This window comes from Azospirillum sp. Marseille-Q6669 (assembly GCF_965111635.1).
Genome location: NZ_CBCOOP010000004.1, coordinates 616,176 through 640,717 on the forward strand (window position 1 = coordinate 616,176; position 24,542 = coordinate 640,717).

At 68.4% G+C, this 24,542-nt stretch carries 17 protein-coding genes and 4 pseudogenes; 6 read left to right on the plus strand and 15 right to left on the minus strand.

Annotation, left to right across the window (positions count from 1 at the left end; translation table 11 throughout):
- Nucleotides 1-35: 35 nt before the first annotated feature.
- From ACWPXE_RS24170 to ACWPXE_RS24205, 8 genes are all read right to left on the minus strand, one after another.
- Complete coding sequence (locus tag ACWPXE_RS24170) at nt 36-776, minus strand: DUF928 domain-containing protein (RefSeq protein WP_454019861.1); 741 nt, start codon at nt 774-776, stop codon at nt 36-38.
- Nucleotides 773-2,800: a CHASE2 domain-containing protein gene (locus tag ACWPXE_RS24175; RefSeq protein ID WP_454019862.1), complete on the minus strand. Its 2,028-nt coding sequence runs from the start codon at nt 2,798-2,800 to the stop codon at nt 773-775. Before ACWPXE_RS24175 ends, ACWPXE_RS24170 begins: the two co-directional genes overlap by 4 nt.
- A complete protein-coding gene (locus ACWPXE_RS24180; RefSeq protein ID WP_454019863.1) occupies nt 2,797-4,971 on the minus strand; it encodes a CHAT domain-containing protein in 2,175 nt (724 codons plus the stop codon). Before ACWPXE_RS24180 ends, ACWPXE_RS24175 begins: the two co-directional genes overlap by 4 nt.
- A gap of 214 nt (nt 4,972-5,185) precedes the next feature.
- Nucleotides 5,186-5,770, minus strand: coding sequence for a calcium-binding protein (locus tag ACWPXE_RS24185; protein WP_454019864.1), 585 nt, complete (start codon nt 5,768-5,770; stop codon nt 5,186-5,188).
- Nucleotides 5,771-5,873: 103 nt separating this feature from the next.
- On the minus strand, nt 5,874-6,278 hold the full coding sequence (locus ACWPXE_RS24190) for a DDE-type integrase/transposase/recombinase (protein WP_454020057.1): 405 nt from the start codon (nt 6,276-6,278) through the stop codon (nt 5,874-5,876).
- A 124-nt stretch (nt 6,279-6,402) separates the two neighbouring features.
- Nucleotides 6,403-7,494: an IS1595 family transposase gene (locus tag ACWPXE_RS24195; protein ID WP_454019550.1), complete on the minus strand. Its 1,092-nt coding sequence runs from the start codon at nt 7,492-7,494 to the stop codon at nt 6,403-6,405.
- Entirely contained in the window at nt 7,400-7,894 is a 495-nt protein-coding gene (locus ACWPXE_RS24200) for a DUF1127 domain-containing protein (protein WP_454019865.1), read from the minus strand. Before ACWPXE_RS24200 ends, ACWPXE_RS24195 begins: the two co-directional genes overlap by 95 nt.
- The gene (locus tag ACWPXE_RS24205) at nt 7,851-8,960 is read right to left on the minus strand and encodes a class I SAM-dependent methyltransferase (protein ID WP_454019866.1); all 1,110 of its coding nucleotides are present in this window, start codon (nt 8,958-8,960) and stop codon (nt 7,851-7,853) included. The genes ACWPXE_RS24200 and ACWPXE_RS24205 overlap by 44 nt, the downstream gene beginning before the upstream one ends.
- A 1,090-nt stretch (nt 8,961-10,050) precedes the next feature.
- On the opposite strand from ACWPXE_RS24205, the gene ACWPXE_RS24210 reads away from it, so the two are divergent.
- Both ACWPXE_RS24210 and ACWPXE_RS24215 read left to right on the plus strand, forming a co-directional pair.
- Entirely contained in the window at nt 10,051-10,353 is a 303-nt protein-coding gene (locus ACWPXE_RS24210) for a hypothetical protein (RefSeq protein ID WP_454019867.1), read from the plus strand.
- 87 nt (nt 10,354-10,440) lie between these two features.
- A complete protein-coding gene (locus ACWPXE_RS24215) occupies nt 10,441-10,932 on the plus strand; it encodes a tetratricopeptide repeat protein (protein ID WP_454019868.1) in 492 nt (163 codons plus the stop codon).
- A 5-nt stretch (nt 10,933-10,937) separates the two neighbouring features.
- On the opposite strand, the gene ACWPXE_RS24220 is transcribed toward ACWPXE_RS24215, so the two are convergent.
- The 3 genes and pseudogenes from ACWPXE_RS24220 to ACWPXE_RS24230 all read right to left on the minus strand — a co-directional run.
- Nucleotides 10,938-14,834 carry a BTAD domain-containing putative transcriptional regulator gene (locus ACWPXE_RS24220; RefSeq protein ID WP_454019869.1) on the minus strand — a complete coding sequence of 1,299 codons (3,897 nt, stop codon included), beginning with the start codon at nt 14,832-14,834 and terminating at the stop codon, nt 10,938-10,940.
- Between the two features lie 273 nt (nt 14,835-15,107).
- A pseudogene (locus tag ACWPXE_RS24225) lies at nt 15,108-15,332 on the minus strand (transposase); the annotation flags it as partial.
- Nucleotides 15,333-15,463: 131 nt separating this feature from the next.
- Nucleotides 15,464-15,805, minus strand: a pseudogene (locus tag ACWPXE_RS24230) (transposase); the annotation flags it as partial.
- A 143-nt stretch (nt 15,806-15,948) separates the two neighbouring features.
- Here ACWPXE_RS24230 and ACWPXE_RS24235 point away from each other — a divergent pair.
- Nucleotides 15,949-16,365, plus strand: coding sequence for a plasmid pRiA4b ORF-3 family protein (locus ACWPXE_RS24235; RefSeq protein ID WP_454019870.1), 417 nt, complete (start codon nt 15,949-15,951; stop codon nt 16,363-16,365).
- An 82-nt stretch (nt 16,366-16,447) separates the two neighbouring features.
- Here ACWPXE_RS24235 and ACWPXE_RS24240 read toward each other — a convergent pair.
- A pseudogene (locus ACWPXE_RS24240) lies at nt 16,448-16,882 on the minus strand (plasmid pRiA4b ORF-3 family protein); the annotation flags it as partial.
- A 114-nt stretch (nt 16,883-16,996) separates the two neighbouring features.
- The gene (locus tag ACWPXE_RS24245; protein ID WP_454019871.1) at nt 16,997-18,055 is read right to left on the minus strand and encodes an IS630 family transposase; all 1,059 of its coding nucleotides are present in this window, start codon (nt 18,053-18,055) and stop codon (nt 16,997-16,999) included.
- 41 nt (nt 18,056-18,096) lie between these two features.
- Between ACWPXE_RS24245 and ACWPXE_RS24250 the strand changes: the two are divergent.
- Nucleotides 18,097-19,272 (plus strand): annotated as a pseudogene (locus tag ACWPXE_RS24250) (ISKra4 family transposase); the annotation flags it as partial.
- A gap of 93 nt (nt 19,273-19,365) precedes the next feature.
- Here ACWPXE_RS24250 and ACWPXE_RS24255 read toward each other — a convergent pair.
- The gene (locus tag ACWPXE_RS24255; RefSeq protein ID WP_454019872.1) at nt 19,366-20,037 is read right to left on the minus strand and encodes a plasmid pRiA4b ORF-3 family protein; all 672 of its coding nucleotides are present in this window, start codon (nt 20,035-20,037) and stop codon (nt 19,366-19,368) included.
- A 30-nt stretch (nt 20,038-20,067) separates the two neighbouring features.
- On the opposite strand from ACWPXE_RS24255, the gene ACWPXE_RS24260 reads away from it, so the two are divergent.
- A complete protein-coding gene (locus ACWPXE_RS24260) occupies nt 20,068-20,661 on the plus strand; it encodes a site-specific integrase (protein ID WP_454019873.1) in 594 nt (197 codons plus the stop codon).
- 88 nt (nt 20,662-20,749) lie between these two features.
- On the opposite strand, the gene ACWPXE_RS24265 is transcribed toward ACWPXE_RS24260, so the two are convergent.
- Nucleotides 20,750-23,611 (minus strand): ATP-binding protein, encoded by a 2,862-nt coding sequence (locus tag ACWPXE_RS24265; protein WP_454019874.1) that lies wholly within the window; start codon nt 23,609-23,611, stop codon nt 20,750-20,752.
- A gap of 448 nt (nt 23,612-24,059) precedes the next feature.
- Between ACWPXE_RS24265 and ACWPXE_RS24270 the strand changes: the two genes are divergently transcribed.
- Nucleotides 24,060-24,536, plus strand: coding sequence for a (2Fe-2S)-binding protein (locus ACWPXE_RS24270; RefSeq protein ID WP_149162896.1), 477 nt, complete (start codon nt 24,060-24,062; stop codon nt 24,534-24,536).
- Nucleotides 24,537-24,542: the final 6 nt, after the last annotated feature.

Sequence of the window (24,542 nt, forward strand, 5' to 3'; positions counted from 1 at the left end):
TCTCCGCCCGGCCGCCCCGGACCGGTGCGACGGCCTCACCCCCTCCTGCCCGCGCGGTCGTACGCCGCCGGCTCGCGCAATCCCACCTGCTCCAGCAGGGTGGCGCGCAGGTCCCGCAGGCCGGCGTCGCCGGGCTGGCGGGCGATGGCGCGGGACAGGACGGCCAGCGCGTCGTACCAGTATCCCTGGGCGGCCAACTGGCTCGCCGCCGTTGCCGCCGGGGCCTGGCGGTCCACCGCGGGGCTCGCTTCCGGTTGGTAGACGATCATCCCCGACGCCAGCACGTCGCCCGACCGTTGCGCCGGATCCACCTGCATCGCCACCGACCAGCGGTAGAGCCGCCCCGGCTCCAGCCGGACCTTGTGCTTCACCAGATCGACGGCGTTGATGCCGGGCGATGGGCGCTGCAGCGCCACGTCCAGCAGGGGCGGGCGTCCCGACATCTCCACCGTATCGACGACGATCTCGATCGGCCCCTTTGCAGGCGCTCCCAGGTACCAGAGCAGGGTCGGCTGCGGCGAGGCCGTCAGGCCGGCATGGTCGGGGGCAAGCACCTCCAGGCTGGGCAACCCGCCGGCCGGCCCGCGCGTGCTGCCGCCGATGCGCCCCTGCGGCGCGCCGCGCGACGGCGGGACATAGACGATGCCGCCGCTGGGCACGGCGGCCTCCTGCGCGCCGCCGCGCTCGGAGGAGGCCGCCTGGGCGGCAACCGGCAGGCCGGCGGACAGAATCGTGGTCGCGGCGAGCGTCGCCGCCAGGATCGGATGGCGCGTCATCCCGTGGCTCCCTTCTTGCGTGAACCGGTGATCGGTCCGGCCCCATCGGTCGATGATGGTCCGGATGTTAGCGGCGCCGGGGCTGGCGGCGCTGTGAGCCGCAACACGTCCGCGTCCGGCTCCCCCGAGTCAGGTACCCCCGCGCCCCCCTCGCCGAGGATGACGTGCACGCCGACCTTGCGGTCCTTGCCCTTCAGCGGCACTTCGCCGACCGCCGAGCCCCGGAAGGCGCCGCGCAGCCGCTCCCAGGTCGGATCGCCCACCAGGATCCGGCAGGGCCGCCCCGGCACGTCGGTGCCGACCGTCTTGGCGAGCGCTTCCAGGCGGGCCGCCGTGTTCACGGCGTCGCCGGTCAGCGAATATTCCATGTGCCCCGGCGCGCCGATGCTGCCGGCCACCATCGGGCCGGTGTAGATGCCGACCCGGATCCCGGCCGGCGGCAGGCCCTGCCTGGCCCAGCCTTCGTTCAGGCGGGCCAGCACGTCGGCCATGGCGAGTGCGGCGCAGACCGCATTGCCGGCGTCGCGGTCGATCTCCTGCTCCGTCTCGCGAGGGACGGGCACGCCGAAGACGGACAGGATGGCGTCGCCGACAAAGCGCAGGGGCAGGCCTCCGTGATCCTGAATGACCGGGACCATGGCGCCCATGTAGTCGTGCAGCCAGGCGTCCAGCTCCTCCGGCTCCATCTTCTCCGAAATCGGCGTGAAGTTCGCGACGTCGGAGAACAGGACGGTCGCCGTCAGCCGTTGCGGCCGGGGCCGCCCGCCGTCCATGAACAGGTGCCGGCGCTCCCACAGCTCCTTTGCGACCGGCCCCGGCACGTGGCTGGAGAACAGGCTCATCAGCGCCTCGCGGTCGGCCCGCTCCCGGCGCGACAGGAAGGCGGTGACGAGGCCGAGCGCCAGCGCCCATGCCCCCAGCGGCGCGGCCAGCGGCACCCACAGCGCCTGCGCCAGCGCCGCGAACCACAGCCCGGTCAGCAGCGCCGTCCCCCCGGCCAGCAGCAGGGCGAAGGCCAGCGGTCCGTGCATCGCCAGCGCGAGGAGGGAACCGGCCAGCCCGACGGCGACGGTCACCGCGAGTTCGGCCCAGTCCGGCAGGTTTGCCGTCGGCTTCGCCTCGCCCAGGGCCATGCGGAGAAGCTGGCCGGTGGCCTGGGCGTGCACCACGGCGCCGAAGGCGAAGCCGCTGTCCACCGGCGTCCGGAAATAGTCCTTCACGCTGTCGGCGGTGACCGCCACGAACACCAGCCGCCCGGCCAGCGCCTCGGCCGGAACCCGCCCCTCCAGCGCCTCCCGCACCGAGAAACTCCGGATCGGCCCCGGCCCCAGGGCGTAGTCGAGCAGGAACTGATAGCCGCGCGCGTCCACCCCGGCATAGCCGCCGTCCGTCGCCTCCACCGGACGCAGCGTGGTGGCACCCAGCCGCATGTGCTCCGGCTCCTCCGGGTCGGACTGCGGGACGATACCCCGGCGTCCGAGCAGGCGCAGCGCCATGACCATGGACAGCGCCGTGGCGTGCTGCCCCGACGGGTCTTCCAGGAACAGCAGGCTGCGGCGGACCACCCCGTCGGGATCGACCAGGATGTCGGAAAAGCCGATGCGGTCCGGCGTCGCCAGCACCGACGGCGCGGCGATGGCCCCGCCCGCTTCCGACGGCTGGCGGTTGACCCAGACGATGTCGGGGTTCTCCCGCAGCACCCGCTCCAGCTCGCCCTGGCCGTCGCCGATGGGCCAGTTGCGGTAGATGTCCACACCGATGGCCGCCGGCTCCGCGGCGGACAGCGCCTTCAGCAGGCCGGCCAGCTGCCCGTCGGACAACGGCCAGCCGAGCGACGCCAGATCCGCCTCTCGCGCGCCGACCAGCACGATGCGGTCGTCCATCGCCGGCCGGGCGCGCAGCTTCAGCCCGTTGTCGTAGGCCAGCAGGTCGAGCGGTTGCAGCCAGCCCAGCAGGTGCATCAGCAGCACCGCGAGCACGGCGGCCTGCCCAATCAGCAGCGACGGGACGATCCGCTCCCTCATCGCCAGTTTCCGATCAGCAGGAAGGCGGCCCAATAGCCGGGGTGCTGGTAACGCACATCCGTCAGCATGGACATCTGGGCCTGCCGCAGCGCCTCCGCCTTGCCGGGCGCGCCGGTGGCCAGCCGCCGGTAGAAGTCGGCGATCAGCTGCGACGAAGCCTGGTCGTTGATGAACCACAGCGAGGCGAGCGCGCTGCGCGCCCCAGCCTTGATCGCCACCCCAGCGAGGCCCAGCGCCGCCCGGTCGTCTCCCGCCGCCGTCTGGCAGGCGCTGAGCGTCAGCAACTCCACCGGCTCCTCCCGGTACTGGCTCAGCTTCACGAAGCGCTCGAGCTGGTCCATGCTGAGCCGCCCGTCGTAGGCCAGGATGTAGCTGTCGCTCGCCTCCGGCTCGAATTTTCCGTGCGAGGCGATGTGGACGATGGAGTAGGGCGCCGCGTTCAGCTCCCGCCCCACCCGTTCGATGACGAAGCTGCGGTTTTCCAGCACCGTCCCGCCTAGCGCGCCATGGATCGTCTTGATTTCCGACTCGACGAAGGGCAGGGCGGGGAAGCCCTGCACGCTTTCGGTCAACCCGGCCAGCAGCAGCTCGGCCTGCTGCACGGTCAGCGGCTTCGGCTCCATCAGGCTGAGGCCGGGCGTGACCGCCAGCGCGTAGCGCTCCACCAGGAAACGCTTTCCGTCGTGGAGGGCAGCCATCGGAATGCTGCGCAGCGGCCCGTCCGGCACGAGGACGAGCGTGTCGGCCTTCCGCGCCTCCAGCAGCGGCGTGAAGGGCCGGACCAGCCAGTCGTAGAGCCGCCGCGCATCGCCGAGGAAGCGGGAGCTGGTCCGCTGCTCCAGCTGCCGGCGGAAGCTGGCCGCAACCGCCCCGACCTCGGCCCCGCCGACCGGAACGGTGGCTTGGTGCAGCCCGTCGGACAGGCTCAGCAGAAGCTCTAGCCGGTCGGGCAGCAGGATGGGATAGAGCACGGCGGTGCCCGGGGCCAGCGGATCGATGGTCTGGACCTTGGCCTTCAGCGCCGCCACGCAATCGTCCTGGAAATAGTCCTCCAGCTCTGCCGCCTTCAGTTGCTCCAGGGCGTCGCGGGCGGCCACGAGGTGCCGTTGCGCCTGGGGTGTGCCCCGCAGGGCGGAGGCCTGACGGAGCCGCAGGTCGGCGGATTCCAGATAGACCGGCCCGATGGCCTCCCGGAACAGGGAGCCGTAACCGCCATAGGCGCGCAGCAGGTCGGAGCGGATGCGCCGGATGGCGGCCGTCGCGGCGTCATAGGCCATCAGGGCGTCCGCCGTCCGGCCCTGGCTGCGGTGCAGCCGCCCGGCCTGCCAGTGCCAGCGGAACAGGAGGTCCGCGGCCATCCTCTCCTGCGCCCAGAAGCTGGCCTCCCGCGTCAGGACGAGCGCATCGTCGGGGCGGCCCATCCGCTCATAGAGGGTGCCCAAATATCCAAGTGCGGCCGACAGGGTGCGCCGGTCTCCGGCCGCCCGCGCCAGCTCGGCGGCCTTCACAAAGCAATCATGGCTGCGGCGGGCGAGGGTGCCGCGGCTCTGCCGGGCCGCCGCCTGCACGTCCATCAGGGCGATGCCTTGAGCGACGAGCAGAAAGGCCTTTCCGCCGCCGTCCTCCAGCGCCGCCAGATCGCGCTCCACCTCCGTCAGCGCGGCTTCGGCCTGTGCCGGCGCACCCATGGCCGCGAGGCGGCGCGCGGCGTTGATGCCGGCCGTCGCCGCCAGCGCCGGGTCGCCGGCCCGCCGCGCCAGCATGGCGCTCTGTCGGAAGGCATCCACGGAATCCGGCGTGTCGCGCAGCCGGCCCAGTGTGTTGAGCGCCGCCGCCCGGGTGCGCTCCTGACCGGGACCGATTTCGGCCAGCAGGCGGTCGAGCGCCCGTGCCCAACCTTCCCGTGCCCGTCCGTCGAACTCGCCCGCACTTCCGACATCCGCCAGAGCGGCGTCGATGGCGGACAGGAGGCCCGGATCGCCGGACTTTTCCGCCAGGGTGCGCGCTCGCAGCAGTTCGTTGAAGGACTGCTCGAGCTTGCCCTCCGCCCGGTGCGCCTCGGCCTGCCGGGCGAGCCCATCGGCCGTCGTCGGGTCTTCGGCGCAAACCATTCCCGCCGCCAGAATGGCAAGCCCGGTCAGCAGGCATGGCAGCAGAGAGGCCCGGCCCATGGGCATCCCTCCTCTTTGTCCAATCGGCGGGCAGGAGTCCGACCGGTGGTCAGCTTACCCCCCAACCGCATCCGCCCGACACGGCGCAGATGCGGTGGATCCAGCCTTTTGTGACTGCGGAAAAGATGAGCTGACAAAGAAAGAGCTCCGCGCGGATGGCGCGGAGCCTGAGGTTTCTCATATGGCAAATCCGAAGCGGAAGGAAACGCGACGCTCAGCCCAGGAGGGCCTCCACCGCGGTGGTGTAGAAGGACGGCCCGTCGCTGTAGGGGGCGGTGACGATGGCGTCGGCGGGCAGCTCGGCCAGGGCGACGCCCTGGAGCAGCACGGCGTTGCCGGCACCGAAGTCGACCACCGTGCCGTCGGCGTTCTGGCTGAGCACCGGATCGCCGGCCCCGTTCATGTTCGACATGACGATGATCTGGTCGCTGCCCGGGGTGAAATCGGTGATGGTGTCCACGCCGCTGCCCGGCTCGAACACGAACCAATCCGCTCCGGCCCCGCCGGTCAGCGTGTCATTGCCGACCCCGCCCCACAGGTCGTCGAAACCGGCGCCGCTGATCAGAACGTCGTCCCCGGCGTCGCCGAACAGCTTGTTCCAGGTGCCTTCGACGTCGGCCCCGGTGCCGCCGCCGTAGCTGTCGGCATAGATCATGTCGTTGCCAGCGTTGCCGCTGATGGTGTCCGCCCCGCCTCCGCCAAAAACCTGGTCGTTGCCGCCAAGTGCTTTGAAAGTATCGTCAATGGAAGTGCCCTGCAGCGTGTCGGTGCCTTCGGTCGCGTTCGCAATGATGGTCATCGCAATCTCCGTGGTGTGACCGGGCATCGCCCGGTGACTGCGATTAAAATGCATTGGGAGCTCGGCATCAGTTCACGCCATCACCGCCCTTTGTGGATATTTGTTATTTTATTTCTTCTTCTGGTGATCGCGGAGCAGGAGTCGCTACACGAAAGTGGCCTTCAACTTTGCGCATGTTGAGACAGGGTATTGTCAGGTTGGCAGCAAGCGGTACAGGTTGGTCGACGTGCTCATGCCCGGCAACCTGCCATGCCGGACCGCTTGTTGCCAATCTGGCAACACCGGAAAAAAAGGGACCACAGAACGTCAGAAACCAGCAGCTTTGCCGCAGCTTGGTGAACCGCCACAGCTCGCCGGCTTTCTTCATCGTCTTGGCCGCATTCGGGTAAGCGGCATTCTTGTCAACGGTGACGACGCGCGGGCTGACGGTGTGCGCCTGCTTCAGCGCCTTGCGGGAGAAGCGCCGTGCCGCCGCGGAATCGCGCTTGGCGCTGAGCTGAAAGTCGATCGCCTGCCCGCCCGCTGCGCATCACCGTGTCACCCCAGCCGCTGAAAGGAGCCGGGTTTTATCTGATCGCCGCCCGCCGTCAAACTTGGCAACGGAACCTTCCACTTATCGTCGCACGCCATTATCAACTAAAGACAGCTACGGCGGAGCGGATGCTGATCCCGCCGTCCTTGGTCCGCCGAAGTTGGCGCCCGACAGCGTAGCGAAAGACGGCTGGAAGCTGGAGGGCTGGGGGAACACGGGACCAGAGGGTTTGGATCACCGTGCGTCCTTTGCGGGTCCGGCGCTGGGCCTGACCCGCCACCGTGCGCTGGGACCAGCGGAAACCGATCTCGCCAAAATACAGGTCGGCGTGGTCGGGGCTGATGTGATGGAAGACACCGGCGATCGTGCGCCGGACACGATCGTTGAAGCCCTCGGCCGAGTTGGCATGCACGCTGCCGCGAACATACTCGCGCTGAGAATGGCGGACTGTGTCGTGCGCACCGAATGCGCTCCCGATGGCGATGAACGCCTTCCATTCGTCGCTCATCAAGTGCGCGTCGGGATCGACAGCGGCTTCGAGCACCCGCTCGGCCTCGTCGAGCGACAGGTCGGCGACCACCGCGGCACGGGCTTCGCCCGCCGGTGTTCCCGGTTCCCGGCTGCTTGGCCGCTGGACGACCGCAAGCGCTGGAGTTTTCGTCGTGCGGGGATGGCCCTTGCGTCCTCGACCCAGTTTGGGAGGGTTGGGGTCGCGGCGCGGCTTGGCGCCGAAATGAAACTCGTCGATCTCCACCGTCCCGCCCAGCGGATGGTCGCGCAACACCAGAAGCCGCAGGACATGGCCCATCCGCCATGCCGTCGGCTGGCTGACGCCGAGTGCTTCGGCCAGACGGATGGACGAGATGCCTTTGTCCGATTGCAGGATGAACCACAGCCCCATGAGCCAGGTCCGCAACGGCAGCTTCGTTCCATGCAACGGGGTTCGCGTCGTCACGGTGAACTGGAAGCGGCAATCCGGATTGCAGCACTGATAGAGTCCGGGCCGGGACCGTCGTCCCGTGTCGCGCCCCGCCAGAGTGATCGAGCGCCGTGAGCCGCAGGCCGGACAGAGCCGTCCGTTCGGCCACACCATCGCCTCAACCAGCCGACGGCACCGCGCCTCGTCGCGGAACGCTTCGGTCATCTCCGCCACGGTCCGGATGGCCGCCAGATCCTCCAGCACCGATCCCATCGTCCCCTCCGAGCTTGATGGCTGAGAGTCGCACGTAAACACTGGAAGAGCTACGCTTTACTGTGTTTGGTTGATAATGGCGTCGTCGCATACTGAGCCCCTGCTGGGCCGAGCACATGATTTCGCACCGATCGACGCCAATGTCCTTCAGAGTCCTGTCATCGATCGCCTGGAGAGAGGCCATTGTCCGGCGCCTCCGGTGCCCTTCCCCAAGGCGCACGAGAAGAAGGTCAGCCACGCTGCGCCACGCGGCAAACCCAAAGGTGGTGCGCTCAGCGCGCGGCACCGCATGAATGGATGTGGACGACATGATTGTCTCCTGTTCTGAATAGGTGCTGGCCCGGCTTGTCGGCCGATCAGGGCTCGCGCCGGCAGACGTAGTAATCGTTCTGCAGATCATGCGGCAGCTGTTGCACCTTGACGTTCACGAAACCGCGTTCACGCAGCATCGCAATGGCCGTTTCCCGCCCCCACATCGCCCCGAACCCAGCACCGTCCTGGGCCAGCGACACGGTCATGCAATGCATGCAGGACACGGTGTAGAGCAGCGGTCCGATGGGATGGTCGATGTTGTTGTGGTGGTGGCACGAGGCGTGGATGTCCTGCATCAGGAAAGTGCCGCCGGGCCGCAACGCACGGGCGATGGCGCTCAGCACGGTTCCCGGCTCCTTTTGGTCGTGGATGGCGTCGAAGGCGGTGATCAGGTCGTAGCGCGCGACCTCGTCCAGATGCGTCAGATCGGCCTGGGCAAAGCGGATGTTGCCCGTCCCGTGCTGAATCGACTCCGCGCGCCCACGCCGGATGGCCTCCACCGACAGGTCGTAGCCGGTGAAGCGGCTGTTTGGGAATGTCCGGGCCAGCAGGTTCAGCGCCCGGCCGCTGCCGCAGCCGACATCCAGCACGTCGATGCCGGATTCCAGCCGCTCCACGATCTCCGGAGCCAGGGGCAGGATCTGGTCGATCAGCGCCCCCAACACAGTCTGCCCGCTGTCCTCGGCCATCACCTCATGGAAGCGGGCGAAGGCCTCGTACGGCACCCCGCCACCCTTGTGGAAGCACTCCACGATGCGGTCCTCGACCGAGCCGAGCAGAGGGATGTACTGCGCATAGACCGCGACGTTGCCCAACGGGCTGGACCGCGTCAGCGAGGCTGCATGCTCCATGGGCAGGGCGTAGCGGCCGGTGTCGGGGTCGAGGGCGACGAAGCCGCCCGTCACCATGGCGCCCAGCCATTCGCGAACATAGCGCTCATTGAGTCCGGCGGCTTGCGCGATCTCTCCGCTGGTGGACGGCGGCAGCAGCGCCATCTGGTCGAACAGGCCGGTGCGGTGGCCGATCGAGGTCATCAGCGCCATGGCGCCGCCGTTCAGCACGCCGATCAGCCGTTCCGCGAAGGCGTCGGCCCGGTCCTGGTCGAAGCTGTCGGTCACGGTGGCGGTGCTGTCATGAGAGGTCATGGCGGTCATCGGGGCGTTCCTTTCCGGATACGGGGAATGTCGTAGCCGCACCATGCCTCCTCGCCCGTCTGCCGCCCGTCATCAGGCGCGTGAATCGTGCGTGAATTCGCACAGCGGACCCTCACGCCATGGCCCGATTTCGTCTTTTCCCCTCGCCGCGGCGGTTTTCACGCCGCTTGCACGCTCCGCATGACGGGCGGCTGACAAGCCGGAGGCTAGCGTTGGGGCCTATCGTTCCCGCCAGAACAGCAGGGAGAACACGCCGTGGCCCGCATTCCGTACTCTTCCACGTTCCTCGCCGTCACTGTGCTCACCATGGCGTGTCCGGCGAGCGCACAAGACCATTCGATGCACCGCCCGCTGAAAACGGAAGTGAAGCCCTTTACCGAGATGGGGACCGGAGCGACCGGCCCGCTGGACGCTTCGGTGGACCTGCTCGACGGTCTCGGGACGCTCTCATGGGCCGTCACCACCGCCAGCCCGCAGGCCCAGGCCTTTTTCGACCAGGGGCTCCGCCTGTCCTACGCCTTCAACCATGGGGAGGCGGGACGCGCCTTCCGCAAGGCGCAGAGTCTCGATCCCACCTGCGCCATGTGTTTCTGGGGCGAGGCGCTGGTGCTCGGCCCCAACATCAACTGGCCGATGGAGCCGGATGCCAACGCGCCGGCCCTGGAGGCCCTGCGGCAGGCGCAGGCCCACGCCGCCCACGCCACGGACCGGAAGCGTGCTCTGATCGACGCCCTCGCCCACCGCTACGCGGAGGGTGCGCCCGCCGACCGCAAGGCGCTCGACGCGGCCTACGCCGACGCGATGGCCGAGGTCGCAAGGCGGTTTCCCGAGGATGCGCAGATCGCTGTCCTGACGGCCGAGGCGATGATGAATTTGACGCCCTGGGATTACTGGGCGGACGCCGGCCGCACGCCGAAGGGCCGCACCGCGGACATCGTCGCGACACTGGAACGGGTGCTGGCGTCCGATCCGGAGCATCCCGGCGCGATCCACTACTACATCCACATGGTCGAAGCGTCCGACCGGCCCGAGCGGGCGGAGCCCTACGCCGACCGCCTCGGCCGGCTGATGCCGGCGGCGGGGGCACATCGTGCACATGCCCTCGCACATCTACTACCGGGTCGGCCGCTACAAGGACTCGCTGGAGGCCAACCGCGGCGCGGTGGCCGCGGACGAAGCCTATCTGGCAAAGGTCAAGACCTCCGGCCTCTATCCCGGCGCCTATTATCCCCACAACATTCATTTCCTGATGGTGTCGGCGCAGATGGCCGGCGACGGACCGACCGTGGTCGCCTCCGCCGACAAGCTTGCCAGGACCGTCACCGAGGAGGCCGCGCGGACGATCCCGTGGGTCCAGCCGATCAAGGCCGCGCCCTATTTCGCGCACGCCTAGTACAGCGCGCCGGCCATCGTCCTTGCGCTGCCCGATCCCGGCGACGAGCTTCCCTACGTCAAGGCCCTGTGGTACTACGCCCGCGGGGTGGCCCAGGCGGCGGCGGGCAACGGCGCCGAGGCGGCGCGCGAGGCGGAAGCCATCGACACCATCGTCCGCACCACCGATTTCAGCGGCCTGGACGCGGCCGGCATTCCGGCGGACCGCATCGCCACGCTGTCCCGCCATGTGGTGCTGGCACGCATTGCGCAGGCGCGCGGTGACCTGGAAACTGCCCTCAAGGAATTCCGCAAGGCCGCAACCATCGAGGACACGCTGTCCTACATGGAGCCGCCCTACTGGTACTATCCGGTGCGGCAGTCTCTGGGTGCCGTCCTGCTTCAGACCGGGCAGGCGGCGGAGGCGGAACGCGCCTTCCGCGCCAGCCTGACGAAGACCCCGCACAACGGCTGGGCGCTCTATGGTCTGACCGAGGTGCTGAGGGCGCAAGGCCGCACCGCCGAAGCCGAGGAGACCGCCGAGCGCCTCGCCCGCTCATGGGCCGGCGATCGCAGCCAACTGGCGCTGAACCGGCTGTAGGCGCATCAGGCGGCCAGTGCGTCCTGCACGCGCTGGATCGGGTGGACGAAGCCAACCCGGCGGCACTCCTCCAGCGCGTCGATGAGGCTGCGCCGGGTCGCCTCGTCGCGCAGTCCCCGGCCCCAGCGGGCCAGCGCCCGGCCGCGCGCAGCGAACAGCGTGCACCAGGGCAACGGCTCGGCGGCCGCGTAGTTCTCCAAGGCTTGGGCGTAGCGCTCCGCCAAGGGCCAGTCGTGCAGATCCAGCGCCGTGTCGATGGCGTCCCGGTAGAACTGTAGATGATTGTGCCCGACGCTTCCGCAGGCCAGCAACGCCTCCCCCTCGTCCAGCCGCGCGCGCCGGGCGGCCGGATCGTCGCAGCACAGGGCCAACTCCGACAGGATCGACGGCCCCATATAGCCGAGCCCCGTTTCGCGGGCGAGGTCGAGCGCCCGGTGCAGCAGGGCGCAGGCGTCGGAACGGCGGCCGGCGAGGCGCTCCAGCTTCGCCTCGAACGCCAGATGCTCCGCTTCGAAGCGCAGCGCACCGAGTTGTTGCGTCAGTGACCGGGCGCGGACGAGATGGTCGCGGCCGGAGGCCGCTTCCCCCAATTCGAACAGGATCTCGTAAGCGACGAGATGCGACAGCATTTCGGCCCGGCGATGGCCGATGTCGTGGGCCGCACGGGCGCCGGCGCGGGCATCCTCCACTGCGCCGCGCGGGTCGTTGAGGTAGAGGCGCGTGATCGCAACCATATAGAGATTCGACACTTCGACACGCGGCAGATCATGCTCGCGGGCGAGTGCGACACAGCGCTCGAAATGCTCGCGCGCGGTCACCATGCGGCCGTGGGCGTAATGAGCGTCGCCCAGCCCGCCCAGCGCGGCGATCTCCAGCTCCGCCGCCCGGGGGTCCACCGCTCGGGCCTGCCGCGCCCAGTCGAGCGCCGCCCGATGCTCTCGCAGGCAGCCGTCCAGATCGCCGCGCGGAAAGCAGAGGTTGCCGCGCAGGTGGTGGACCCGCGCCCGTTCGCCGGTCAGTCCGGCGCGCACCGCCACCGCTTCGGCATCGGCCAGCGCCGCCATGGCGCCATCCAGGTCCTCCGTCACCCGCTTGCCGGCCGCCAAGCCGAGCAAGGCCCGGCAGCGTTCGGCATCATCGTTCGCAAGATCGCGAGCGGCGGCGAACGCCTGCACCGCCGCCGGGGCTTCGCCCAGCGCGTCGAGCAGTTCGGCCCGCAGATAGACCAGCGCGAAGCGTTCCGCACGCGTCCCGGCGAGGGCGAGCCCGCGCTCGGCGAGGCCGACCGCACGCTCGAACCGGAAATCGGCGGCGCACAGCTCCGCAGCGCGAGCATAGGCCGCGATGGCCATGGGGTCGTCCGCCCGGTCGAGGTGCTCGGCATGGCGCACCGGGTCGCGGGCGGCGTACCAATCGGCGGCGCGCCGGTGCAGGTCGCGCCGGCGCGAGCGCAGGAGCGCTCCATACACCGCCTCCTGCACCAGGGCGTGGGCGAACAGGAACGACTCCCCATCCGGGCGGATCAGCGCTTGGCCGAGCAGCGCGGCCACGCTGAAGTCAGGCTTCTCGATCAGGTGTCGCAGCGCATCAAGCGTGAATTGCGGTCCCAGGATCGAGGCCGCCTGCAAGGCCTGCCGGTCGAGCTGGGCAAGCGCGTCGGTCCGCGCCAACACAATCCCGTGGATGGTTCCGGGCACGTCTTCCCCACCGCTCTGGCTGCGCAGCAGCTGGTCGAGGAACAACGGATTGCCCTCTGCCCGCTCCACGCAACGAAGCACGCGCCGTGCCCCCGCGTTGGCGTAGGTGCTGGCGAGGGTCACGGCCTCGTCCCGGCGCAAGGGCGCAAGGTCGAGGGTCAGCACCGGAGCCCCACCGACGGCGGCACGCCATTCGGCGCCGAGCGGATCGCCCTGAACACGGGTGGAGATCACCAGCATGGCGCGGCATTCCGCAACCACCGCCGCCAGCATGGCGAGATAGGACAGGGTCTGTGCGTCGGCCCAGTGCACGTCCTCCACCACGAGAAGCAGGGGCTGTGCGGTGCTCCGGGCGCGCACCAACGCAGCGAAGGCGTCGCGACGGCCACGGTCGCGCGTGGGGTGGTCCAGCGCCTCGTACACCGCCCGGAGGTCGAGCGGCAGCGGCCGGTCCATGATCGGATAAAGGTGCAGGCGAACATCCGCCGACAACAGCCCGTCCTCGAACAGCCGGTCGAGTTCGACCGGCGGTCCAGCGAGGTTGCGCACCAGGGCCCGCAGCGCGTCCTGCCCGCGGCCAACGCCAACCTCGATCACAACGCCGCCGGCACTGCGGAACCCCGCCTCGGCGGCGATCCGCTGGAATTCGCCGACGAGGCGGCTTTTCCCGATACCGGGATCGCCGCGAAGGTGGATGGTCGTGCCGATGCCGCTCTCGCGGCACCCGTCGAGTGCCGCCCGGAACTGGCGCAGTTCCGCCTGCCGCCCGACGAAGGGATGACGGGCCGGCCCCACGCCGCCGTGCAGTCCGCGCAGACGCCAAGTGATGGCTTCCTCTCCGTCCGACACCGGCTCTACGTCCACGCGGTCGCCGAGGGCGCCGCGCATCCCGTCACACAGCAATGTTTCTCCGGAGGCGGCGCGCGCCGCCAGACGCGTGGCGTCGTGCATGGCCTTGCCGGTGACGGTCCCGCCGCGTGCGCCATCCACCACGACCAGACCGCAGGCGACGCCGGCCCGCACGCCCATCCCCTTCGCCGCACGCCCAAGTTCCGTCTGGATGTCCAGCGCCGCGCGCGCCGCGCGCCACGAATCGTCGCCGAACGCACGCCGGATTCCGAAGGCCGCCAGGGCCGTATCGCCGCCATGGCGCACCGTCTGTCCGCCATAATCCCTGGCGATCCGGTCGATGCGGTCAAACAACCCTGTGGAGAGGGTGTGCGCGTCCTCTGGATCGAGCGAGGCACCGGCCTCCTCCACACCGGTCAGGCCAATGCACAGGATGGCCGCGTACCGCAATTCGGGCTTAACGGCAGGACCGGACGCGGCGGGCTGCGGCTCCGGTGAAACGGGCTCCGGTGAAACGGTGGGTGTGCCCGGCTCCTCATTTCCGGACGGAGACATCGCGGACGGGGACGTGTCCAGCGCAGGTGGCGCAGCGGGGGCGGAGCCATCGCGGGCGCGCCGGCGGTCGAGAACCTCACGGAACACGCGTTCGGTTCCCGGTTCGGGCGGGACGCCCAGCTCGCGCTCCAGCAGGCTGCGGCAGGTCTGATACTGCTTCAGCGCCGCAGCGTAGCGTCCCTGGCGGGCATAGAGCTGCATCAGCGCCCGGTGGGCTGGCTCCTGCAACGGATCGAGCGCTAAGATGCGCAACGCCGTGCGGACACCGGCTTCCGTCGTGCCGGCCTCCAACGCAGCATCGAGCCGTCGGGTCATCGTGGAGAGCGCCAGTTCGCGCAGGCGCTGTCGTTCGGTCATCAGCCAGTCATCAAAGGTCGGCGCGCGCAACGCAACGCCATCGAAGAGGTCTCCCCGATAAAGCTCCAGAGCGAGATCCTGCGCCTCCACCGAGCCGGTAGCCATCCCCTTCGCCACCGCTTGTTCGAACGCAGCAACGTCGGTTTCGACACAGCCTGAGGCGAGCGCCACCATGTCGCCTTCGGCCAACAACAGGGGCGGGCCACCCTCTGCGGGCAGCCGGCGCAAGGCCGCGATCACCTGACGCAAGCTGCTGCGGGCCTGGATGCCCGGGCTGTCTTCCCAAAACAGGGCGGCAAGTTTGTCGCGGGATTGGGCGTGATCGGGGCGCAGGGCGAGGTGCACCAGCAGGGCCATCGCCTTTCTGGTGGTGAGCACGACCGACGAGCCCGCAGCCGTTCGCAACTCGAACCCGCCGAGGAGGGACAACCTCCAGGCGTCCATGGCGACTCCACACCGAAACGGTCCATGGCGAGGCCGACATGACACAGGCTGCCACCAAACGATGTGGGCCGCCAGACCAATTCCGCGTATCTCCTCCGTTGAGCGTAAGTGGTCAGGACTGTCATGTGTGGCCGAAGGGCGGAAGGTGCAGTGCCCATTTCGGTTCGGTTACCGCCCGAAGGCGATGTGGTGAAAGAAGATGTCCCTACAGGCGGCTAGGTTCCGCCCTTACCGGGAGTGTCGGGAATTTCGTGCTCGGTGGGGGGATGAGTATCAGGCGTTCATCGCCTTTGCGAACCGCTCGCCGAAGATGACGGCCATCTGCGCCTTGGCGGCCGTCCATTCGCGCGGCGGCATCTTCCAGTCTTTCTCGGCGCGGTTCAAGACGAGAAACAGGAGCTTCAGGGCGGCCTGGTCATTGGGGAAATGCTCCCTGGCCCGCACCGCCCGGCGCAGCTTCGAGTTCAGGGCCTCAATGGCATTGGTAACCGGTATGATGATGTCCGATGCTGCCCTTGTCCGGTTGGGGCCGCTCCGGCCCTGATGTATGGTGCGACCATCCGGGACGAGGGGCATCGGGAGCGCGTCAGGTGGGCAGGCCGATGTATTCGATGAGCCGCGAGCTCGTGTTAGTAGGCAGCGAGTTCCGCTGGGGCACGGAGGCGCCGGCGGAACTCGCTGCCGTCCACCCACATGCGGTGCGGCACGCAGGCCAACTTGCGCGCCAGGGCGACCTTGGCCCGCTTCACGCCGCGCCGCTTGGCCACCTCCAGTGCGCAGCGCTTGAGCGTGGAGAACCGGGTGGTCCGGCTCAGCAGCACGTTGGCCGCCTCGTACAGCGCGGTGCGCACCATCGCGTCCCCCACTTTGTTGACCCCGCCGGTGACGTCGGTCTCGCCCGACTGGTACTTCTTGGGCGTCAGCCCGACGTGCGCCCCCACCGCCTTGGACGAGGTGAAGCGGGAGACCATGCAGAACCCCTGGGTGGTTCGGGTAGCCGAGCAGGGCGAAGGCATGTAGGTTCGGGGACGTCTCGGCTGTGGACTCCGCCATGCCTCGCCGGTCATCAACCAAGAGTGCGTCGCCTGAACCGCCTTCCGGTTTGATCCTCCAGGTGAAGGTCCGCCTGCTGGGGATCAGCCCCATGATCTGGCGGCGGCTCCTGGTGCCGGCCTCGTACACCCTCGAAGAGCTGCACGGCGTCATCCAGGCAGCGATGGGTTGGGAGGGCATCCACCTCTACCGGTTCTGGATACGCGCCGTCCATTACGGCTCGTTCGCTCTGTGCGTCTCCTCGCCACGCGTGCCCCTCGACGCCTTCCGGTTCCGCAAGGGCGCCAAGTTCGTCTACGACTACGACATGACGGATTTCTGGCGGCACGAGGTCCGGGTCGAGGATCGGCTGGAGCCAGAGCCGGGGCGGTCCTATCCGGTCTGCATCGCCGGCGACAACGGATGCGGTCGACGACCTCCTCCAGCTCCCAGCGCGTGTCGGGGTCATCGAGCAGGCCGGTGTTCTTCTCGACCATGATCGCCTCGATCAGTCCGGACAGCGTGGCGACGTCGTCCATGGCCTCGAACCCGACGGCTTCGTGGCGCCGGTTCGCATAGCCCTCCGGTCCACCGCAGTCTCCGGGTGGGCAGGCGTTGTCGCCGGCGATGCAGACCGGATAGGACCGCCCCGGCTCTGGCTCCAGCCGATCCTCGACCCGGACCTCGTGCCGCCAGAAATCCGTCATGTCGTAGTCGTAGACGAACTTGGCGCCCTTGCGGAACCGGAAGGCGTCGAGGGGCACGCGTGGCGAGGAGACGCACAGAGCGAACGAGCCGTAATGGACGGCGCGTATCCAGAACCGGTAGAGGTGGATGCCCTCCCAACCCATCGCTGCCTGGATGACGCCGTGCAGCTCTTCGAGGGTGTACGAGGCCGGCACCAGGAGCCGCCGCCAGATCATGGGGCTGATCCCCAGCAGGCGGACCTTCACCTGGAGGATCAAACCGGAAGGCGGTTCAGGCGACGCACTCTTGGTTGATGACCGGCGAGGCATGGCGGAGTCCACAGCCGAGACGTCCCCGAACCTACATGCCTTCGCCCTGCTCGGCTACCCGAACCACCCAGGGGTTCTGCATGGTCTCGCGTGAAGGCTTCCATTGCTTGGAAATCAAGCGAATTGCGGCCACCAGTGGAACCATGTCGCGGCTCGAATGCGATCAGGATTATCGGCGAGACCGCAGCAACGATCGGCAAGCGCTTGATCAAGGGCACCGAGATCCTCGAAGTAGGTGTTGGCGATCGTTTCGTTGGTCAGTGGCCAGAGATGCTCGGCCGGCTGCAATTCGGGGGAATACGGGGGTAAGAATTCCAGCGTGATGCCCTCCGGGATGTCCAGCGTGCTGGCGACATGCCAGCCCGCGCCATCGAGAACGATGAGCACGTGCTTGGTGGGCCCAGTTCCAACCTCGCGGGCAAAGGCGTCCAAGATGGCCCCGAACATGGGCGCATCAATGCCATCGGTGAGGAACCAGACTACCTGTCCGGTACTCGGCCGCACGAAGCCCACGAGATACATCCACTCAAAGCGCTGGTGGCCGCGGGCCATGGGGCGGCAGCCGCGCGGCGCCCACACCCGGCGGAGCACCGGCTTCAGCCCGACGCGATGCTCGTCCATCGCCCACACCTCCAGAGGCGTGTCGGGATCCTCCTGCTGGAGGGCCTGCACACGGCGGCGGAACCGCGCCTTGAAGACCTCTTGGGCCAAGGGATCGGCTTCGGCATGGCGGGGGCGCGGCACTTGGCGGGTGAAGCCGAGCCGGCCCAGATAATCGGTGCCGCGCCGGGGGGAGACCAGACGCCCGAGCATGCCGGCGATCCATTGGGCGACCGAGCGGCCCGTCCACAAGCCACGGTCGGGCGGCGGATCGTCCAGGTTATCCCTCAGGCGGCGCTGTTGGCTTGCGTCGAGCAGCGGTCTGGCGCCGGGGTTGAACTGGCGCTGGTCGCCCAGCCCCGCAACCCCGGCCTCGTTATAGCGTCCCACGATGACGCTGACCCAGCGCGGCGTGTACCCCGTCACCTCGGCCACGAACTGGGCCGAGCGCCCGCTGGTCAGCAGCCAGATGATCTGCAGATGCGTCCGCTCCGTCGCATCCGTCGCGGCCTTGTACAGCCGATGCAACTCATCGGCTGCAAGGTGATGAACCAAGTGAACCTTGCTGCCCATGCCAAATCAGGTGGAGCGGGCCAGCCTCAATGGAAGCCTTCACGCGTCGTCCGTATGAGACCATCGTCTTCCGTACAGCCTTCGGTGTCGTCCGGCTGCCCAGCCCGCGTCTCGTCCACTGCCGCTGCCAAGCAGCCAACCGTCGGACCTTCTGCCCGCTGACCGCGCTGTTCACCGAGCACACCGCGCCGGAGCTGCTGTATCTGGAGAGCAAGTGGGCGTCGCTGGTGTCGTACGGGCTGACGGCCGATCTGCTGAAGGAGGTCCTGCCGGTCGGCACCACGGCCAACGCCTCGACCATCCGCAACCACCTTCACAAGGTCGCCAGGCGCTGCGATGCCGGCCTCGGGCCCGAGCAGGTCGGGTTCATCGACGGATGCCCGGCCGACTGGAAGGAGCTGCCGATCCCCGAGGGCCCGATCGTCGTTGGCCTCGATGGCGGCTATGTCCGCAACTGGGACGACAAGAAGGCCAGCTTCGAAGTCATCGTCGGCAAATCGGTGCCCGAGGACCGCGAACATCGGTACTTCGGCTGCGTGCAGACGGTGGACGACCGGCCGAAGCGCCGGATCTTCGAGGTCCTGCGCAGCCAGGGCCTGCAGATGAACCAGGATCTCGTCTTCCTGACCGATGGCGGCGATAACCTCCATGCCCTGGTGGACGGGTTCTCACCGTGCGCCGAGCATTACCTCGATTGGTTCCACATCACCATGCCGCTGACGGTGCTGGGCCAGTACGCCAAGGGTCTGGCGCATCACAACGCCGCGGAGGCCGAGGACATCCAGACCGCCCTGGAGCGCATCAAGTGGCGGCTGTGGCACGGCGACGCCCGCGAGGCGTTGACCCGGATCGAGGACTTGGCCAACGATTTGGAGGTGCTGGAGAGCGGCTATCCCAACTTGGCGCGTTTCGCCAAGGCAACGGCCGAGTTTGCCACCTACATCCGGAGCAACCGCGCCATCATCCCGAACTACGGCGGGCGCCGGCGCAATGACGAGCCGATCTCCACCGCCTTCGTGGAGTCCACGGTCAACGTCGTGGTCGACAAGCGCTTCGCCAAGAAGCAGCAGATGCAGTGGTCGAAGGTCGGCGCTCACCGGATGGTGCAGATCCGCACCCGGACCCTCGACGGCACCCTGCGCGAGACGTTTGGCGCATGGTACCCAGCGATGGCCGCCAACGACACCACGGTGCCTGCGACTGCGAATGCCGCCTGACCACCCAGGGGTTCTGCATGGTCTCCCGGGCCACCTCGTGAACCTCCCGCTCTCCATTCTCCGCGATGAACACCACCTGCACCGCCATCCGGATCATCCCGAGCACCGCTCCACCGTGAACGTTTGCCGCAGAGCGGCGTTGACCGCGGCACGCTCGAAGGCGCCGGGCAAAAAGGGCCGGCGTGCCTCCAGACGGGTCACCGCCCGTTCGAAGGCGTGACGCTCGTCGGGATCGTCGAGGGCGCAGCGATCCCCCTCCGCCACTCGCCGGAGAACGGCGGCGACGGTGTCCAGGTCCTCGGCCATCGCCCAGCCGACCGCGGCGCGCCGCTGATCGGCGAAATCCTGTGGGCCGCTGTACGAGTCCGGCGGGCTGGTCTCCCGGCCGGCCAGACACACCGGATGCGGCGACCGGGGCACGGTCGCCAGGATCGTCTCGACGCGAATGTCGACCCGCCAGCCGGCGCGGAAATCGTACTCGTAGAGAAAGCGTTCGGTGGGCCGGAAGCAGAACCGCGCCAACGGCACGGCCGCAGCGTTCTCGCCGAAGTGCAGTCCGCCGATGGCCGGGATTCCATAGCTCCGGCCATTAATGCGGAAGCGGTGCAGGTGTTCGTCCGTCGAGCCCATCAGCACCTGGATGACCCGGTGCAGATCGGCGACCGACAGGCGGTCCACCATCCGCACCCGGCGCCACACCGCCGGATGGACGTCACGCAGTTGCACCTTCAAGTGCAGTGTTTGGATTGGGGGCGAGCCGAACATCGTTCCAGCTATAGCTCAGCCGAGTCGCCGTTGCCCCCGTTTTGTGATGGGCTCCTCGGCCTGCGCAACCGCGCCATGCTGCTGATCGGCTACGGCGCCGCGCTCCGGCGCTCCGAGCTGGTGGCGCTGCGCGTCGCCGACGTCGTCCGCCATCCCGACCGCGGTGTCGAAGTGACGGTGCGCCGCTCCAAGACCGACCAGCGCGGGCGCGGCGACGCGGTGGCCATCTGGGCGGCCGCCGACCCGGACCTCTGCACCCTGCGCGCCCTCGACGCCTGGCTCGCCGCGCGCCGCGCCCTGCGCCCAGAGGACCCGCTGTTCTGCGGCGTGCTAAAGAACGGCGTGGTCACCGACAAGCCGCTCTCCGACAAGGCGGTGGCGCGGCTGGTCAAGGAGAGCGCTGTCCGGGCCGGGTTGCCCGAGCCGGCGCGCTTCTCCGGCCACTCCTTGCGCGCCGGCCTCGCCACCGCGGCGGCCGAGGAGGAGGCGCAGCTGCACGACATCATGCGCCAGACCCGCCACAAGTCCACCGAGGTGGCCCGGCGCTACCTGCGCTCGCGCGACCGCTGGCGCAACAACGTCACCGAAAAGCTCTTCCGCTCACGGGGTGGGGGCGGCTCCTGATCGGGAAATTTGGTCACCATTTCCCGGATTAGATGTGCTCTCACCGTGCGTTGCATCATTGTCGTCGGGAACAAGGACCATGTGCCGTCTACCCGGATCGAATCGCCGCGATCGAAGAACAAACCGTTACCTCGTCGTACAGAGAGCGAGCCCGGCGTAGATCCTGCGTCCCCCAGCCTTCGCCGTACCGCCCGAGCACGTTGGACAACGTCGTGGTCGCTTCGGCCGTGTCACCTTGATCGCGGAGGAACCGGGCGAAGCTCGTCGCGGCACGCAATTCCCAGGCAAGGGCGCCCTGCCGTCGGCTCTCGGCCAATGCGCGTTCAAACCAGCGCCGCGCCTCCACCGGGTTGCCATTCCGGGCTGCCAGTTCACCACGCACCCGCTTCAAATCGGCCGCGCACCACCCTTCGCCATTCCGGCGCAGGCGGCCGAAGGCCTCGCGCAGGGCCCGCTCGGCCTCAACAGGGCGGCCGGCGTCGATCAGGATCGCCGCATACTCCCCAAGTATATGCGTCAGAAGCGGTCCATGTCGGATGTGGCGCAACTCGCCCAAGACCTCAGCCAGTTGACGCAGGCCGATGTCAAGCCGGCCGTGACCGATCAGGAGGAAGCTCTCGTAGCAGCGGCCGAGAGTGTGCCAGATGGCCAACCCTGCACCCTTGGTGCGGGCCATCAAAAGGCCGGCGAAGCCATCCAACTCTTCGAGGTTGCCGTTGCGCAGAGCGATCGGGCAGGCCGCCTCCGACAGCGCATAGCTGATGCTGCCGGCATGGTCGCTGGACACCGCATCCTCGACGTTGCGCCGGCTGACGGCGCGCGCCTGTTCGGGGAAGCCCTGCAGCCACAGGATTTGCGCCTCGAAGCAGCGGGCGGCGACCGACTGGTCGAACTGGAAGGCGGCGATCTGCGCCGAACGGGGAATGGTTCCGCTGCGCGCGAGCATGCGTTCGATGCTGCCGCGCGCCGTTGCGAACCGTCCGACAAAGAAGTGTGAGACGCCAAGCATCCGATCGCCGAGGATGGCGAACAGCGGATCGTCGACACCGCTGGACAGGCGCGCATAGGTTTGGGCGATCGTCAGCGCTCCACGGGCGTCACCCTGATTGCGCCGGTCGATCCACAGCCCCCACAGCGCCTTCAGCCGTGCCTCGCGGTCGCCCAGATCCTCGGCGATGGCCAGCACAGTACTCCAGGCGGCTTGCACGCGCTCGCCGGCTCCGTCGATGTTCATCAGAGCGCCGCCCAGCGCGGCGTGAAGCCGCATCACGTTGCGCCGCCGCGTGGGATCACCCGGCGGGATGGCGTCGAGTGCGTGCCCGACGGCCTCGATGGTTTCGGCGATCAGCGACAGGTTGGTCCACAGCGGCACGGCGGCGAGGGTAAGACGCACGCCAAGCGGTTGCCCCTCCTCCGTCGACCAGCACCAGCGCAACGCCGAACGGACGTTGGCGAGCATCGCCTCCCAGCCTGTCCGTTGTGAAGCGCCGTCCGCCGGCTCCGGCGTCCAGTTCTCCAACCGCATCGTCCAATGCTCGGCATGCCGTGCCATCGCGGCATCCTGTTCGCCGTTGGCGACCAACTCCGCCCAGGCGAAGTCCCGGTTGGTGTCGAGCATGCGACAGCGGACGCCAAGCCCGTCGGGCGTCACCTCGATCAGCGATTTCGAAGCCAGCCGCTGGAGCAGACCTTTCACGAGGGCGGCGTCGGCGGCATCGAAGGAAAGGACGGCAACCGCGTCATCCCAGGCGACGGCGCCGCGGAGCACGCTGAAGCAACGAAAGACCCTCCGCTCCGCCTCGTCTAGCAGGCGATAGCTCCATTCCACCGTCGCCAACAAGGTCTGGTGGCGGGGCAGTGCCGTGCGGTAACCGCTGGTGAGCAGCGCGAAGCGATCGGAAAGCGCCTGCAGAAGACCGGCGACACCGAAATGGGGAACCAAGGCCGCAGCCAGTTCGATGGCCAGCGGCAGCCCGTCCAAGCGCCGGCAGATGTCCGCCAGGATGGGCGCCTCCGCCGCACCGAAGCGCAAACCGGCGGAGGCCGCGCCGGCGCGTTCGATGAACAGCCGCACCGCCGGGAAGGTCAGCGCGTCGGCCGGTGCCACTTGGCCGGCGACCGGCGACGGTAGGCCATGCACCGGATGAATCTGTTCCTCCGCAACACGCAGCGCCTCTCGGCTGGTGGCAAGAATGCGGACCCCCGGTGCCACCGCCAGAACCGCCTCGACGAAGCGCGCCGCCGTAGCGACGAGATGTTCGCAGGTGTCGAGCAGCAGAAAGGTGCGCCGGTCCGACAGGTAGCGCAGGATCGTCGCCGTGGGGTTCAGGCTATTGCCCGGCAGACCGAGCCGACCGGCCACGGCGGCGGCCAGCAGTTCACCGTCCGGCAGCGGCGACAGATCGACGGGAACCACCTCCTCCCCTCTGCCCGCCGCCAAGATAGCGACCCGCATTGCCACTGCCGTCTTGCCGGCGCCGCCCGGCCCGACCAGCGTGACCAGCCGATGAGCGCCGATTTGTCGTCCGACCTCGGTGACCAGCGCGTCACGGCCGATCAGCCGCGTCAGCGGAAGCGCCGGTTGGGGCGGTGACAGATCATGCTGCTCCGGCGCGATGGAGAGCGGGCGGAGCGGAGTGGTGGACACCGATGGCACGGCAAACGCATAACCGCGCCCCGTGACCGTGACGATGCAGTCCAGACAAGACGGCTCGACGCCGAGCAGCTTGCGCAGCGCGGCAATCTGGACACGCAGTGTGTTGCGCTCGACGTGGATGCCGGGCCAGACGGCGGTCATCAGTTCTTCGCTGGTCAGGGTCGTTCCCGCCCGTGTGGCCAGCAGGATCAGCAGATCCATGGCACGACTGCCGATGCGCACCACCGTATCGCCACGGTAGAGCTTGCGAGCCTGCGGCAACAGCCGATAAGGGCCGAAGACGATCTCGCCCAAGTCAACGGCGTGACTGGGAGCCTGAAAGGGGGGACCCAGCGAAATCGCGGGTACCCCCGGAACGTGCGCTTTGCGTGCCGACTGTGATCCAGCAGCCGGACATGGTTCCACGTCACACCGGCTCTCGCCGAAATCCCCCATGGTACCCCCGGCGCTCTCCGGCCGTCCCCGCCCTCCGACGGTGGTGCAAAATCATATCGTACGGGACCAAAACGGCAACTTCACCTTTGTAAAGTCAACCTCACCTTTGTGATAGCGCGCCCCCCATCGGCGCGCCTCACACATTTTCACACCATTTAAGTCGGTCTGCTCAGTTCCGGCTGCCTAAGGTTGAGACCGCAAACCGACCCGTCTCTGCCTGACCGACCGCCAGGCAGCCACCGCACCAGGACATCGCAAGCACGGCCGAACATCGCACCAACAGCGCATCGCAAGGGAGCCTCCGACCATGCCCCACACCCTTAACGTCAATGGTATGACGCACACGGTCGATGTGGATGGAGACATTCCCCTGTTATGGGTGCTGCGCGACGTTCTCGGTCTGACCGGCACAAAGTTCGGCTGCGGCATCGCCATGTGCGGCGCCTGCACCGTCCATCTCGACGGGCAGGCGGTGCGGTCCTGCGTCACCACCGTTGCGGATGCCTCCTCCTCCACCATCACCACCATCGAGGCGGTCGGTAAAACCGACGAAGGCGCGCGCGTCCAGCGTGCTTGGTTGGCCGAAGAAGTGGTTCAATGCGGCTATTGCCAGTCCGGGCAGATCATGGCGGCGGCGGCCTTGCTGGCCGTCAACCCACAGCCCAACGACGAGGACATCGATGCGGTGATGTCCGGGAACATTTGCCGTTGCGGGACCTACCCGCGCATCCGTGCCGCCATCAAGCGCGCCTCCGGCGTCATCGTCAGCGAGGAGAATCTGTGACATGGC

What these genes read in the sequence shown, in the direction of transcription:
- ACWPXE_RS24170 (WP_454019861.1), bottom strand. Translation starts at nt 776, where the DNA reads ATGACGCGCCATCCGATCCTGGCGGCGACGCTCGCCGCGACCACGATT.
- ACWPXE_RS24175 (WP_454019862.1), bottom strand. Translation starts at nt 2,800, where the DNA reads ATGAGGGAGCGGATCGTCCCGTCGCTGCTGATTGGGCAGGCCGCCGTG.
- ACWPXE_RS24180 (WP_454019863.1), bottom strand. Translation starts at nt 4,971, where the DNA reads ATGGGCCGGGCCTCTCTGCTGCCATGCCTGCTGACCGGGCTTGCCATT.
- ACWPXE_RS24185 (WP_454019864.1), bottom strand. Translation starts at nt 5,770, where the DNA reads ATGACCATCATTGCGAACGCGACCGAAGGCACCGACACGCTGCAGGGC.
- ACWPXE_RS24195 (WP_454019550.1), bottom strand. Translation starts at nt 7,494, where the DNA reads ATGGGATCGGTGCTGGAGGATCTGGCGGCCATCCGGACCGTGGCGGAG.
- ACWPXE_RS24200 (WP_454019865.1), bottom strand. Translation starts at nt 7,894, where the DNA reads ATGATCTGCAGAACGATTACTACGTCTGCCGGCGCGAGCCCTGATCGG.
- ACWPXE_RS24205 (WP_454019866.1), bottom strand. Translation starts at nt 8,960, where the DNA reads ATGACCGCCATGACCTCTCATGACAGCACCGCCACCGTGACCGACAGC.
- ACWPXE_RS24220 (WP_454019869.1), bottom strand. Translation starts at nt 14,834, where the DNA reads ATGGACGCCTGGAGGTTGTCCCTCCTCGGCGGGTTCGAGTTGCGAACG.
- ACWPXE_RS24245 (WP_454019871.1), bottom strand. Translation starts at nt 18,055, where the DNA reads ATGGGCAGCAAGGTTCACTTGGTTCATCACCTTGCAGCCGATGAGTTG.
- ACWPXE_RS24255 (WP_454019872.1), bottom strand. Translation starts at nt 20,037, where the DNA reads ATGTTCGGCTCGCCCCCAATCCAAACACTGCACTTGAAGGTGCAACTG.
- ACWPXE_RS24270 (WP_149162896.1), top strand. Translation starts at nt 24,060, where the DNA reads ATGCCCCACACCCTTAACGTCAATGGTATGACGCACACGGTCGATGTG.